Source organism: Carboxylicivirga sp., from assembly GCF_982718395.1.
Genome location: NZ_CEXQWX010000152.1, coordinates 1 through 14432, shown reverse-complemented (window position 1 = coordinate 14432; position 14432 = coordinate 1). Strand labels below are relative to the sequence as shown.

Genomic DNA, 14432 nt, shown 5'->3' with positions numbered 1-14432 from the left:
CTTTGCCTTGCATAATTACTGGGATCGGTATGTAGCATTTTTCGGTAATGGAGCTTATACCTACAAAGGCAAATACATTGTCAACGGAACGTATCGCCTTGATGGCAGTAACCAGTTGGGGAGTAGCAAGCAAGCCCGTTGGTTAAGTACCTGGAATATTAGTGGTAAGTGGAATATCAAAGAGGAAGCTTTTATACAGGATAATAAAACAATTTCCACACTTCAGCTACGCGCCACCTATGGTTTAACTGCATCAATGGGACCGGCCACCAATTCAAAGGCTGTTTATTCTTCGGGCATTACTGTGGTACCTTTTCCCAGTGAAATACAAAATGGCATATCCGTTCGAAGCCTTGAAAACTCAGATTTAACGTGGGAAAAGCAGTACGAGTTAAACATTGGTTTAGATATTGGATTGTTCAACAACCGTATTAGCATCACAACCGATGCATATCAGCGAAATGGTTTTGATTTAATTGCTGCCATTCGCACATCAGGTATTGGTGGTGAAATGTATAAGCTGGCCAACTATGCCGATATGGAATCCTACGGTGTTGAGTTTACTCTAAACACGAGAAATATCAACAAAGGCGCATTCCAATGGACGACCAATGCAACTTTTGCCTACAATAAGAATGAAATCACAAGGTTAGCTTCTAATCCTTATATTCTCACCTTAACGAGTACTCAAGGTGCAGCCATACAAGGTGGTCCTGTCAGAGGATTATATTCCATCCCTTTTGCCGGATTAAATGAAGATGGTTTACCTACATTCTATGATCATGAAGGTAACCGAACGACAGAAGTCAACTTTCAAAGCGACTTAGTCGATCACTTGATATTTGAAGGACCTGTCGATCCTAAAATTTCGGGAGGATTGGGAAACCGTTTTACCTGGAAAAATCTGTCGATGAATGTTTTTATGAGCTATCAGTTCGGCAATGTTATTCGTTTATATCCTTCATTTAACGCCCGCTATTCCGATCTGGATGCCATGCCAAAAGATATGCTAAATCGCTGGCTATCATCAGGTGATGAAAATCACACGGATATACCTCGCATTGCCTCCAAACGTGAATTTGACGATAAAGGAACCAGTCTTCAGGCAACATACAATGCCTATAACTATAGCAATAAGCGCGTGGCAAAAGGTGATTTTATCCGCTTAAATGAGGTGAGTTTAACTTATCAATTACCAACCAATTGGGTCAAGAAGATTAAGGCCTCAGGTGTTAGCCTGAAGTTACAAGCCACCAATTTATGCCTGCTGTATTCCGACAAAAAGTTAAACGGACAGGATCCTGAATTTTTTGGTACCGGTGGTGTGGCCTTACCAGTACCTAAACAATATACCCTTAACCTAAGACTGAATTTCTAAACAAATGATTATGCAATATAGAGTAATAGCTTTATTGACAAGCCTGATCTTATTAGTTGGGTGTAACGATTTTTTAGAAAAAAAACCTGATGACAGAGCTGTAATTGACTCCCCTGAAAAGGTAGGTGCCTTGCTGGTTAATGCATACACAAGTGCCAATCACCATGCTTTTTGCTACGCCATGTCGGATAATGCAACATTGAAAACAAAGAGCGAAAGAAAGCATGAAACAAATAAAAATGCCTATTACTGGGAAGATTTCATCCGAGTTGACCAGGATAGTCCCGAATATTATTGGAACCGTTGCTATAGAGCCATTATGCAGGCTAATCATGCATTGGCAATGATCGAACCGTTAATTGTTGATGGTAAGGTGCCGGATGACTACGCTGCTTATTATGCTGAAGCTCTCCTGTGTCGTGCCTACACCCATTTTATGCTGGTTAACCTCTGGAGTCCTCAGTACAACCCTGAAACAGCTAAAAATGATCTTGGAATTCCTTATGTGAAAGAACCGGAAACCGTCGTTATGAAACACTATGAACGAGGTACAGTTGAAAGTGTTTACGCTGATATTGAAGCTGATCTGAGCGCTGGTTTAAAGTATCTTGACGATTATGCCTATGAAGCAGATCATCGCCGCCTGCACTGGAACACACAATCGGCTAACACTTTTGCGGCTCGCTTCTATTCCATGAAAGGCGAATTCCAGAAAGTATTGGATCACACAGGTAAAGTTTTTACCCGTCATCCGGATGAATTATTGCGAGAGATAAACACAGTATATTCTCAAATGGACATCAATGAAAGGATTCCTTTATGGGGCAAAACAACTGAAAAATGCAATTTTCTGGTGACACCACAGTATTCCAATTGGTTTCTGTATTTCTATGGATCGTATGAATATGGTCTGGATAATGAAATGTACCGTACACTTTTCAAAGGAGATTATGGTACCCAGCTAATACCTGAACCTTTTGTTGCTACCCAAAGAGCGCAGGGAGGCTATTCAGACGGATGGGCTTTTGATATTTACGGTAACGACCAAAACTACTTTATGGCCAAATGGGGCTTCCACACCGAAAAAGATGGCTTAAACAGTGAAACCGGTTATTACATGATTATGAACGTATTGTTTGATGCAGAAGAAGCGCTGTTCTTAAGGATGGAAGCTCAGGCAATGCTGGGCAATTATGAACTGGTTCGAAACGGGCTGGACATATACTTTTCTAAACGTGTGAAAGATTACTCAACCAATAATTTAGTGACAGAAGAAAAGCTATTACAACGCTATGATGAAAAGGTAGCGAATTATAAGTTGAATCCTTTCTACAATATACCAGATGTTACTCGTCCTTACCTGAATTGCCTGTACGACCTGCGTCGTAAAGAGTTTTATTACACAGGTATGCGTTGGTTCGATATTCGTCGCTTCCGTACTCCGGTGATTCATAAAACCGGACCGGATAGTGAAATTGTATTAAAGGCAGATGACCTGAGACGCCAGATTCAAATTCCAATCGGAGCTACCTCTGCAGGCATCGAAGAAAATCCCAGATAATCAGAATCATGAAGAATATATTAAAATATACCTTACTATTAGCCACCATCTTTATCTGTTTCTCATGTGAAGATGAAGATGGCTTAAGAGAAGAGTCGGTTATAACACTTCAGGAAATGCATAACAGTGAGCTGGATAAATGGATCTACGACACATTTACCAAGCCTTACAACATTGAAGTGAAATGGAAATGGGAAGATCGTGAGATGGATAACAACTTTCATGTTACACCTCCTCAAAAAGAAAAAGCAGAAGCCTTTTTAAAAGCATTGCTTGAATTATGGATAAAACCATATGAAGCCGAAGCTGGTATTGAGTTTATTAAAACCTACTCACCAAAATTGATTTACCTGGTGGGTACACCACAATATAATGCAGATGGAACCATGACTGTTGGTTTGGCTGAAGGCGGCAGAAAGGTAACTGTATTTAATGTGAACGATTTTACATTGACCGACATGGATAAAATGTCGAAAGCTTTCCATACCATGCATCATGAGTTTGCCCACATTTTGCATCAAAAGGTATTGATACCAACAGAATTCAAAGCGTTAAGTAAAGGTGACTACACTGGTGCCTGGTACAACATTGATGAAGTTAATGCAGGAGCAGCCGGATTTATTACTCCATACAGTATGTCAAAATTCGAAGAAGACTGGGTTGAAATTACGGCCACCATCTTAACTAACGTCAAAAATTCAAATGAAGATGGGCCATACATGGTTCCTGATTATGATGAGAATGGTGAAGCTAAGCGCGATGATGACAATAAGATGATTTGGGTGGAAGAGCAAATGTCACAATGGACACATAAATTAATGTTGATTGGTATAGGGGCAGTTCGCGACAGTAGAAACCAGATTGTTTATTTACAACATCCGAATGCTAATGATGGACGCAACAAGTTGCTTAGCAAAATCACCATGGTGAATGATTATTACCAAACTGTTTGGGACATGAGCCTCTTTAGCCTTCAAAGGCGAATTGAATTGGCTGCTTTAAAGCTTATCGAAGAAAACACAATAAAAGAAGACGATGATGAAGACGATGAGTAAACTACATATACTATTGGCAGGATTATTCCTGCTGGTTATCACAGGAGCCTGTGATAAGTCAGATTTTGAGAACAAATTTGACTTATCGCCAGATGAACGTTTGCAGGAGCGAATTGCAACGTTTAAAAAAGCCCTTACGGCACCTGAACATGGCTGGGTATTTCATTTAAATATGGGCAATGGTGTTGATAATACAGTTTATGGCATTGTTAAGTTTAACAATGATTATACCTTAAAAATGGAAAATGAAATTATCCCTGAGGCCGAAAGTGAATATACAATTTTTGCCGAAGCGGATATTGAATTGGTTTTTAACACCTACAATAACATTATTACCTTTTTTGCTGAACCGAATGCCAATTTACCTGAAGGCTATGGAACTGATTTGGAGTACAACCTCAAATCAATAGAGGATGATCAAATTATACTGGAAGGAAAAGTATTGGGAACCAAACTAAAACTTGTAAAAGCATCTGAGGAAGAAACATCCTTAGAACCTTTGAAGAAAAATGTAAGCTATCTTAACCAGCAACGGACTGCTCGTTACATGTCACTAAAAATCACCAAAGGACCAGGAGCAAGTGAAGATAATCCAAAACTAATTGGTATGGATTGTTCCACTTACCTGCGCATGGCTGAAATAGACTACAATCATAAGGGCGAATACATTGATGTAAATAAGAATATCTTTTTTACGCATACCGGTTTTGGCCTAAGTTCTGCAATTAAAATTGATGACGAGGAAATTCAGTATTTCAAATATAATGTTGAAAAAGAACGCTATGAGATAGATCACCCGAGCATCGAAGGATATATCTACTGCGATGTATTGCCTGTTTACTTCAAACCAGGTCTATACGATGAATTTATGGACAAATTCAGTATGAAAATCAAAAACACTTTCGGAAAGGTATGGGATATTTATATTCCTATGAAGAAAGCGAATACTGTTATTAAATCTGTTGTATTAGCAACAGATTACAATCGCCGTATTCCTTTATTCGATGAAGAAGGTAACCCTGTGTTGGATGAAGTATACAATCATGATTATGAATTAGGGGAACACCTTGGCGAAGGGCTTTTATTTAGTTTTCACGAGCGTGAGCAATTTTATTTCTACTGGGTACCAATGGAAGTGCAAAAAATTGAAGAGGATCGTGTTCGATTGGTGCGTAAGAATGGTGAATTCTGCACTGAAGATACTAAAGACCCAACCATTGGTCAAGATATAAAAGACAATAAGGAATTTCAGGAATTTGTGGATTATATCTGTAACGATAAAGGCTGGATGATTCGAAAGACAGAGGAAGCCGGAACCATCGACTTTGATTTCTATTCTTTAGAAGATCCCAATAACTATTTCTATTCTCGATTATATTAAATCTTAAGGCCGGAATGAGACCTCCGGCCTATTGCTATTATTAATTATAAATAAAAATTTATGAAAACAATTTCTACATTAATTTTACTAATGTGCACCTTAACGATTGATGCCCAAAACTTTACTTTTGATCAAATCACTAAATTTATAAGCTCGGGTGAGGGCGAAACAGAATTTGGTGATCCTGAAAACTTGTTTGAATTTAAAGGTGAACTTTATTTCACTGTTCAAAAATCTGTTGACAGCAAATCACACGTTTATCTTGCAAAGATAGCAACAGAGAATAACATAGAGCCACTCTATTTGTTAAACGAAGGTCAAAGCGGTTATACATTTCATAAAGCTGTAGTTGGTGATCGTCTATTCCTAACCAAACAAAAAAATACAGTTACTGAACTCTGGTGGACTGAAGATCTGATTACATACACAAAGTTAGATGATCCATTTGCAGGAGAAAGCGCATCGAGACCTGCTAATTTCCAATCTTTGAATGGTAAACTATATTATACAGCCGGTTATAGTGACAATTCAGCAGGTTTATTCTCATGCGATACAGACGCCCTCAATGTTAAGTTTATTTCAAAGCATACGGCTGTTTCTAATCTAGGATTACTTAATAATAACATCTACTATGGATATACTGATTATATAGATGATGATGGTGACAATAATATTGATAGAGTTGATTTTGCCATTGTATATTATAATGATACTGACGGAGAAACAAAACTTAATGATAATATATATGCGGCAGGAACCATAGCTGGTCAGAATTTCACAAAATATGATGAAACTCTCTATTTTTCCGGTTATACTGCTGATACAGGTTATGAGTTATTTTCATTTGATGGCACTAATATTAAGTTGGTCAAAGATATTGTTACCGGTACTGATAATTCATTACCTCAAAACATGGTTGTTGTCGACAACTTACTTTATCTCTATACTGTTGATGGTAGCAACATGCAGTTGCATAAATACAACGCAAATAACGAAGAGTTCACTACATGTATATTTAACGCGCCGAAAGAAAGCTATGACAGATATGTTTGTGCTTTTAAGAATCATTTTTTCGCCAATGGCTATGGCAGTGATTATGGTCATGAATTGTTTGCCTATAAAGATGAATCTACAATAGCATTTGACATTAACCCGAAAGCCAGCAGCTGGTCTAAATTTAGCTCTAGTCCGCATAGCTTAATTGCTATTGATGACAACTTGTGGTTTGTAGGGAAAATTGGATCAAACTCCAATATTTATAAGCTTTTTGTGGATAATGCAACTGCTCTTGATAATTCATTCACAGAAGCTAAAGAAGAATTTTCTGTAACGCCTAATCCGGCAAGCGGATATTTCAATGCTATTTTGAAAAATTCAGACGTTAAGGGAAATGTGAAAGTATTTGATCTGAGTGGAAATATTGTTCTAAGTCAGGAAATCAGCAGCCAAAACAACAAGATAGAAACATATATTCTGTGTCCCGGCATGTATATCGTACAGTTAAACACAGCTTCAGATTCATATACTCAGAAATTAAAAATTAAATAGGCAATTTCTCAACATTACTCATGTACTAAATTACAGGTAGATGAGTAATGTTGTTTACCTAAAATTTCAAATAACATTTATGAAAAAAATAACTACTTTACTCTTGCTTATTTGTGCATTGATAACAAATGCACAGACCTATAATTTAGAACAAATTACCACAATTGAAGATCAGAATTACGAAGACCCTAAATGCCTGATTGAATTTAAGGATAACCTGTTTTTTACGGTAACCAAAATTGCGGGTGGAAAAGGAATTGTTGAACTTGCTAAAATCAGTTCAGATAACACTTTTAGCACGGTAACACAACTCTATAGCACTGATCACGGACACATTAGCAACTATGAACCAGCAATGGCAGTATCAGGAGAACGTTTATTTGTTATAAAGTATGACGCCGATGGTAAAGGCCTTTGGCACTCAACCGATGGCATTAACTTTCAAAAAATAATGGATCCTTACGCCGGTTTAAATGGCAAAAACATTGATAACTTATACGCAACTCCTGATTATTTGTATTACACGGCTCAAACCGAGAGTAATGGTATGGAATTATTTTCGTGCAAATCATCATCCGTTAATGTAAAATGTCTTCATATAATCTCAGGAGCTTTACCGGCTAAAACGGGCAAGCCTCATATGTACAACAACAACCTTTACTTTAGTGTACTGGACGCATCACATGGAAATGAATTATGGTCATACAATGAAAGTGATGGAGCAGGTATAGTAGCTGATCATGTCCCTGGCGATGGCGATTTTAATCCCCGGGATTTGATTGTATATGATAATAAACTCTTCTTCACAGCACAAACTGCAGCTACCGGTTCTGAATTATATTCATATAACGGAAGCACAATTTCATTGGAAAAAAATATTAAAGATGGTGATAGTGACTCCGAACCATCCAATAAAATAGTAATAGATAATCGCCTTTATTTTGCAGCTATTAACAACGGCGGTTCCACACAATTATACGAGCTTTTTGAAAATAACTTAACTGAATTCGACTTTCCCGGACCAGGTAATGTAAGTCCTGATTTTTTGATTGAATTTGATAACAGACTGTTTGGCTCTGGCTTTATGAGATCAACAGGGCGCGAAGTATTTTATCTGCAAAACCAATCGCCTGAAATGATTGATATTGATACCAGAAGTTCTTTTCTTGGTGGGCAAAACTCTGATCCTGAATATTTAACAGTGTTCAATAATGCACTGTATTGTATTGCTGAAAAGGAAGATGACCATAACATCTTCAAGATCACCAAAAACGGAGCGACAGCTATCAATACAACCGAATCACACACCGCTTTCAATATTACTCCTAACCCGGCCACCAGCCAATTTACAATTACATCTTCAGACAATCAAATTGAGGGCAATGTGCAAATCTTTGATTTAAGTGGTAAGATCGTTCTAGAACAACATGTTGGTACAGGTAATGAAACAATTAATGTCGACAGGTTACAACCCGGATTATATATTGTTTCGTATAGAAGTGGATCTCAAAATTTTACTCATAAACTAAGAGTTAAATAAATAATTCCTACCCCAATTCAACCGAAAAGGAGTGATTGTTTAAAGCAACCACTCCTTTTCTTTTATATAACGAAGTTCTATAGCTTACTTATGACGACTCTTTAACTCCCTTGCCAAATCTTCAATACGATAACCTTTATGCGTTAATAAAACGATCAGGTGATACAATAAATCGGCTCCTTCATAAAGGAAGTTTTCATCATCATTTGCCATAGCGCCAATCACTGTTTCAATAGCCTCTTCACCCACTTTTTGAGTGATGGTCCTAACGCCTTTTACAAACAACTTGGTGGTGTATGACCCCTCCGGCATTTCCTCTTTTCGCTTATCAACAAAGTCCTGCAAAGTCTTTAAGAACAGGATATTATCAGATGTATTTTCTTCTCCCCAACAGGTATCAGTTCCCTTGTGACAGGTTGGACCAACCGGATTCACTTTAATCAAAAGTGTATCATCATCACAATCGACCATCATTGATACCACATTCAGGAAGTTACCTGACTCTTCGCCTTTTGTCCAAAGACGCTCTTTGGTACGCGAGTAGAAGGTTACTTTTCTTTCCTGTTTTGTTTTTGTATAGGCCTCCTCATTCATAAAGCCTAACATCAATACTTTGTTGGTGGTGTTATCTTGTATAATTGCGGGAATCAGGTTGTTTCCGAGTTTTTGAAAATTAAGTGTCATAATTTTTATAGCTGATAGCTTACAGCTGATGGCTGATAGCTATTGTTTTATATATAATTTATTCATTAAGCTTTGTAGCATCATAATTTCTTCAAGTAAATTCGATTGCAGATTATTAACCAAATCAATGTCGATCAATCCGAGCTCTAGAACAATTTCAATTTGAGTATCTAGTTCAAAACTACTGCCAAGAGCTATCTCCAGAAATCTATGATAATCTTTCTCACTCTTTCGGCTACTTCCTTCTGCAATGTTTGAAGGTATAGAAACCGCTGACCTGTTCATTTGAGAAACCAGATTAAACTTTTCTTCGGGTGGTAACAACTTTGTCAACTGATATGTCAACTTCACAAGCTTGATCCCTTTTTTCCAAACTCGCAATTTCCTGTAGTCTTTCATCTTTATTGATTTTCAGGTTATAAAAAGGCTATTAGCAATTAGCTATCAGCCATAAGCTTTTTCACTTACAATCGCACTACAATCCCTTCTCCATCCAAATATCTTTTAAGTTCTGGAATCGGAATTTCTTTAAAATGAAAAATACTGGCTGCCAGTCCGGCATCGGCTTTACCAATGGTAAAAACATCCTTGAAATGCTCCATAGCTCCAGCTCCACCTGAAGCGATAATGGGAATATTTAACTCATCACTTAATTTAGCTAAAGCTTCGTTGGCAAAGCCTTGCTTAACGCCATCATGATCCATACTGGTAAAGAGAATCTCACCTGCTCCACGCTCTTCACATTCTTTTGCCCAAGGGAAAAGCTTTTTGTCGGTTGGAATACGACCACCATTCACGGTCACTACCCAATCATCACCTTGTTGGTGTTTGGCATCGATGGCTGCCACAACAAACTGACTGCCAAAATTCAATGCAAGATCATTGATCAATTGCGGATTTCGAACAGCGGAGGAATTGACAGAGATCTTATCAGCTCCAGCATTCAGTAGTGCATCTGCATCACTTAATTCACTAATGCCCCCTCCAACGGTGAAAGGAATATTAATGTTACGGGCAATTCGCTTTACCAGATCAACAAATGTTTTCCGACCTTCGTGAGTGGCAGTAATATCTAAAAACACTAATTCGTCGGCACCTTGTTCGGCATATAAGGCTCCCAACTCAACAGGATCACCCACCTCTTTAATCTCTACAAACTTGACACCTTTAACGGTTTGACCATTTTTAATATCAAGACATGGTATAATTCGTTTTGCTAACATGGTTTACAGATTAGTTTTACAGGAACCTTTCAAGTTCCTTCAATTCTATTTTCCCCTCATAGATCGCTTTTCCAAAAATTACTGCAGGTATATTGGCTTCTGCTAATGCTTCAATATCTCCAATATTACTAACACCGCCACTTGCTACCAAGTATAAATCAGGCATCTCTTTTAATATATTTTCGTAAAGCTCAATGGCAGGACCTTGCAACATTCCATCTTTACTAATATCAGTACAGATTACTTTGGTAATACCTCTTTGGGTATACTCTTTGATAAAAGGAATCAGTTTTTGATCAGTTTCTTCAAGCCAACCTGTGACAGCTATCTTGTTATCTTTAGCATCCGCTCCAAGAATTATTTTTTCCGAACCGTATTGATTGATCCAATTCGTAAATTCATCCGTATTCTTAACAGCTATTGAACCTCCTGTTACCATTTGGGCACCTGACTCAAATGCAATATGCAGATCGTCAGAAGTTTTTAAGCCACCGCCGAAGTCAATTACCAGATTAGTCTTTAATGCCAGACGTTCCAATACTTTGTAATTGATGATCCGTCCCGCTTTAGCTCCATCCAGATCAACTAAATGAAGACGCTTGATGCCATGATCCTCAAATTCTTTAGCCACCTCTAGCGGATCTTCGTTATACACCTTCTTGCTTTCGTAATCGCCCTGACTCAAACGTACACATTTACCTTCAATAATGTCAATGGCCGGTACAATGTCTATTTTATTCATTTATTAGTTATTAGTTTATAGGACAGTAGGGAGTAGCAATTGTATTCATTATAGTTTTAGAAAATTCTTCAGAATACGTTCGCCTACCGAACCACTCTTTTCAGGATGAAACTGAGTAGCATAAAAGTTATCCTTTTGCAAGGCCGAACTATATGGCTGAATATAATTGGTAGTAGCCGCGGTATCGTCTCCCAAGGCTACATAAAAGCTGTGCACGAAATAAACATACTCACCTTCTATGGATTCATCAAACAGAGGTGTTCGTACTGCTGTGATTTTATTCCAACCCATATGCGGAATTTTGATGTTACCACTATTATCTTTTGGCAACAGGAACTTACGAACCTTCTCATCAAAAATATTTAGGCATTCCACATCGCCTTCCTCAGAATAGCTACACATAAGTTGCATGCCCAGGCATATACCCAAAACAGGTTGTTTCAGACCAGTAATCACCCTATCCAAGCCAGACTCGCGCAGGTATGCCATAGTGGTGCTTGCCTCTCCCACTCCTGGAAAAATAACTTTATCGGCTGCCTTGATCTTTTCAGGGTCAGCCGTTATCTCAGCTTCATAACCAAGCCGCAACAAGGCGTTATTCACAGAGCGTATGTTGCCAGCATTATATTTTATTATTACAATTTTCATTACTCTCCAATTCTTAACCTGACTGACCTTACTTCAATTCTTCTCCTATCCTTTCAACAAGAGCTGCAAACTCATCTTTATTAAATAGTCGTGTCAGAAAAATAATCTTACCTTCTTTATTGATTAAAACATTACGAGTTACACCAGACTTTTTATCCGCGTATAATCCAAAGATGTCAGCATTATCGTCTAATCCCATTGGATAAGTTATGCCAGTAGCCTTCATCATTTCCAAGGCTTTTTCTTTAGGTTCGTCGCGGTCAACACCAAACAGCTTCAGGCCTTTCTCTTTATATGCTTGCCATATTTCCTTTTCTATATGCGGCATTTCTTTTCGACATACACCACACCAGCTGGCAGTAAATTGTAACATCACTACATTGCCTCTTAAATCGGAGAGTTTAATGGTGGATCCATCGGTTAATGTCATTTCAAAATCAGGAGCCATATCACCAACTTTCACGATATAGCCTCTTTCATCAGGTGTTTGTGCTAATGTTATTAAACTCATCACAGTAATTGCTAACAATGTCAATAATTGTTTCATGGAATTATCTTTTAATCGATTTAATTAGTTAGGCGAATATGATGGTTTTATTCCTATATACCAACGTCTTTCTTTCGATATGCGCCTGTACTGCACGCGACAGCACCATTTTCTCCACATCTTTACCTTTTTGAACCAGACTTTGTACCGTATCATGGTGCGATATCTTAATTACATCTTGTTCGATGATTGGCCCTGCATCTAAATCGGATGTTACATAATGCCCTGTAGCACCGATTAACTTTACACCGCGTGAATGCGCCGCATGATATGGCTTTGCACCGGCAAAAGCTGGCAAAAATGAGTGATGAATATTAATGATTCGATCAGGATATTTTGCATTAAACTCTGGAGATAAAATTTGCATGTAACGTGCCAGTACGATAAAGTCAACCTTGTGTTCCTCACACAGTCTAATCTGCTCTTCTTCAATTTCGGGCTTGTTTTCTTTGCTTAGTGGTAAATGGTAATAAGAAATATCAAACTGCTTAGCCACCACCTCCAGATCGTTATGATTACTGATTATTAAAGGTATCTCAACATTAAGTTCGCCTGCGCTATAACGTGCCAGCAGATCATATAAACAATGTGATGCTCTCGATACAAATATGGCCATACGGGGTGTTTGAGATGAAAAGTTCAATGTCCATACCATCTGCATTGGTTCCGCAATGGCTCTTGAAAACACCTCCTCAATAGCTTCTGCATCAATAGCAAAACCATCTAAATCCCATTCTATACGCATAAAGAAACGCTTCTCGGCCCTATCTGTATGCTGATCTAGGTATAGAATATTGCCATTATGAGTGCTTATAAAATTGGTTACTTTCGCTACAATTCCCTGTTGATCGGGACAATGAATTCGTACGATAGCAGTGTTTTGCATAATTATTAAATGTCGATTTGTTTAGTTGTTAATTTGTCTATTTAAAAAGTTATACGGACTTCGGACTTGGTGCTTCCGACTTAATCCCCTTCACCTCCTCAATGAATGCTTTAATCTTCAACACATCAGGCCCATATTCGCCAAGAAGCTTTACAAAGGCACTACCAATGATTGCACCTGAAGCGTGTTGACAAGCTGTCTCGAATGTTGAACGGTTACTGATACCAAAACCAATCAAGCGAGGTGCATGTAGTCCCAGACTGTTCACTCGATTAAAATACTCCACTTGTTTCTTCTCCACATCTTTTTTAGCTCCAGTTACCGAAGCCGATGACACCACATAGATAAAACCTTTGCTGTGGCCATCAATAAGTTTGATCCGTTCATTGGATGTTTGTGGTGTAACCAGGAAGATATTTGCAATACCAGCTTCGTCAAACAATTGCTGGTATTTCTCTTTATATTCATCAAATGGAAGGTCGGGGATTATCAGGCCATCTACACCCACTTCGTTGCATTTGGCAATAAATTGTTCAACACCATACTTAAACACCGGATTGAAGTAACCCATTAATATCACCGGAATCGTGATGGTTTGACGCATATTTTTAATTTGTTCAAACAAACGCCTGATGCTCATGCCATTTTCGAGAGCATGCTCACTGCTGGCCTGGATTGTTGGTCCATCAGCCAAAGGATCAGAGAATGGCATTCCCAGTTCCACCAGGTCAACACCTGTTTCTTCAAGTGCCTTAAGAACGGGCATCGTATCATCCAGGTTAGGATAGCCGGCTGTATAGTATACCGAGCAAATATCCTCCTTATTTTTAAATAGTTCTTGTAGTCTATTCATATTCTAAAGCTGTTAGCTTCTACTTGTTAAATCCAAAGCGCTCCATGTAGGTCGCCATATCCTTATCTCCTCGTCCTGACAGGGTAATCACAACCGAATCATCCTTCGTGAAAACCATCTTATCGAGGGCTGCCAAAGCGTGCGATGACTCCAGAGCTGGTATAATTCCTTCAAGTCGTGTTAACTGTAAAGCCGCATCCAAAGACTCTTGGTCGGTAGCCGATAAAAACTGGGCTCTTTTAGTGTCAAACAAGTGCGCATGTTGAGGACCAATACCCGGATAATCCAATCCTGCAGATATGGAGTACGGCTCTGTTATCTGCCCGTCGTCACTCTGCATCAAAAAGGTTTTACTGCCATGAATAATACCCATATCGCCCAAAGCA

Annotated in this window: 14 protein-coding genes and 1 pseudogene; 6 read left to right on the top strand and 9 right to left on the bottom strand. The window is 38.4% G+C overall.

Annotated elements, in window-relative coordinates:
* From AC4MRQ_RS20560 to AC4MRQ_RS20535, 6 genes are all read left to right on the top strand, one after another.
* A partial coding sequence (locus AC4MRQ_RS20560; RefSeq protein WP_491199598.1) for a SusC/RagA family TonB-linked outer membrane protein occupies positions 1 to 1378 on the top strand: 1378 nt, incomplete at its 5' end.
* 10 nt (positions 1379 to 1388) lie between these two features.
* Complete coding sequence (locus tag AC4MRQ_RS20555; RefSeq protein WP_491199597.1) at positions 1389 to 2939, top strand: RagB/SusD family nutrient uptake outer membrane protein; 1551 nt, start codon at positions 1389 to 1391, stop codon at positions 2937 to 2939.
* Between the two features lie 8 nt (positions 2940 to 2947).
* On the top strand, positions 2948 to 3994 hold the full coding sequence (locus AC4MRQ_RS20550) for a substrate import-associated zinc metallohydrolase lipoprotein (protein ID WP_491199596.1): 1047 nt from the start codon (positions 2948 to 2950) through the stop codon (positions 3992 to 3994).
* Positions 3975 to 5375 (top strand): DUF4302 domain-containing protein, encoded by a 1401-nt coding sequence (locus tag AC4MRQ_RS20545; RefSeq protein ID WP_491199595.1) that lies wholly within the window; start codon positions 3975 to 3977, stop codon positions 5373 to 5375. The genes AC4MRQ_RS20550 and AC4MRQ_RS20545 overlap by 20 nt, the downstream gene beginning before the upstream one ends.
* 60 nt (positions 5376 to 5435) lie before the next feature.
* Positions 5436 to 6923 (top strand): T9SS type A sorting domain-containing protein, encoded by a 1488-nt coding sequence (locus AC4MRQ_RS20540; protein WP_491199594.1) that lies wholly within the window; start codon positions 5436 to 5438, stop codon positions 6921 to 6923.
* A gap of 79 nt (positions 6924 to 7002) precedes the next feature.
* Entirely contained in the window at positions 7003 to 8463 is a 1461-nt protein-coding gene (locus tag AC4MRQ_RS20535) for a T9SS type A sorting domain-containing protein (RefSeq protein WP_491199593.1), read from the top strand.
* Between the two features lie 84 nt (positions 8464 to 8547).
* Here AC4MRQ_RS20535 and hisIE read toward each other — a convergent pair whose 3' ends face one another.
* From hisIE to AC4MRQ_RS20490, 9 genes and pseudogenes are all read right to left on the bottom strand, one after another.
* Complete coding sequence (gene hisIE / locus AC4MRQ_RS20530; RefSeq protein ID WP_491199592.1) at positions 8548 to 9147, bottom strand: bifunctional phosphoribosyl-AMP cyclohydrolase/phosphoribosyl-ATP diphosphatase HisIE; 600 nt, start codon at positions 9145 to 9147, stop codon at positions 8548 to 8550.
* Between the two features lie 39 nt (positions 9148 to 9186).
* Positions 9187 to 9546: a four helix bundle protein gene (locus AC4MRQ_RS20525; protein ID WP_491199591.1), complete on the bottom strand. Its 360-nt coding sequence runs from the start codon at positions 9544 to 9546 to the stop codon at positions 9187 to 9189.
* A 65-nt stretch (positions 9547 to 9611) separates the two neighbouring features.
* Positions 9612 to 10370: an imidazole glycerol phosphate synthase subunit HisF gene (gene hisF / locus AC4MRQ_RS20520; protein ID WP_491199590.1), complete on the bottom strand. Its 759-nt coding sequence runs from the start codon at positions 10368 to 10370 to the stop codon at positions 9612 to 9614.
* A 16-nt stretch (positions 10371 to 10386) separates the two neighbouring features.
* The gene (hisA, locus tag AC4MRQ_RS20515) at positions 10387 to 11112 is read right to left on the bottom strand and encodes a 1-(5-phosphoribosyl)-5-[(5-phosphoribosylamino)methylideneamino]imidazole-4-carboxamide isomerase (RefSeq protein WP_491199589.1); all 726 of its coding nucleotides are present in this window, start codon (positions 11110 to 11112) and stop codon (positions 10387 to 10389) included.
* A 48-nt stretch (positions 11113 to 11160) separates the two neighbouring features.
* On the bottom strand, positions 11161 to 11760 hold the full coding sequence (gene hisH, locus AC4MRQ_RS20510) for an imidazole glycerol phosphate synthase subunit HisH (RefSeq protein ID WP_491199588.1): 600 nt from the start codon (positions 11758 to 11760) through the stop codon (positions 11161 to 11163).
* Positions 11761 to 11788: 28 nt separating this feature from the next.
* Positions 11789 to 12307: a TlpA family protein disulfide reductase gene (locus tag AC4MRQ_RS20505; protein ID WP_491199587.1), complete on the bottom strand. Its 519-nt coding sequence runs from the start codon at positions 12305 to 12307 to the stop codon at positions 11789 to 11791.
* 28 nt (positions 12308 to 12335) lie between these two features.
* On the bottom strand, positions 12336 to 13193 hold the full coding sequence (gene purU / locus AC4MRQ_RS20500; protein ID WP_491199586.1) for a formyltetrahydrofolate deformylase: 858 nt from the start codon (positions 13191 to 13193) through the stop codon (positions 12336 to 12338).
* A gap of 49 nt (positions 13194 to 13242) precedes the next feature.
* Positions 13243 to 14046: a tryptophan synthase subunit alpha gene (trpA, locus tag AC4MRQ_RS20495; RefSeq protein ID WP_491199585.1), complete on the bottom strand. Its 804-nt coding sequence runs from the start codon at positions 14044 to 14046 to the stop codon at positions 13243 to 13245.
* A 19-nt stretch (positions 14047 to 14065) separates the two neighbouring features.
* Positions 14066 to 14432, bottom strand: a pseudogene (locus AC4MRQ_RS20490) (tryptophan synthase subunit beta); the annotation flags it as partial.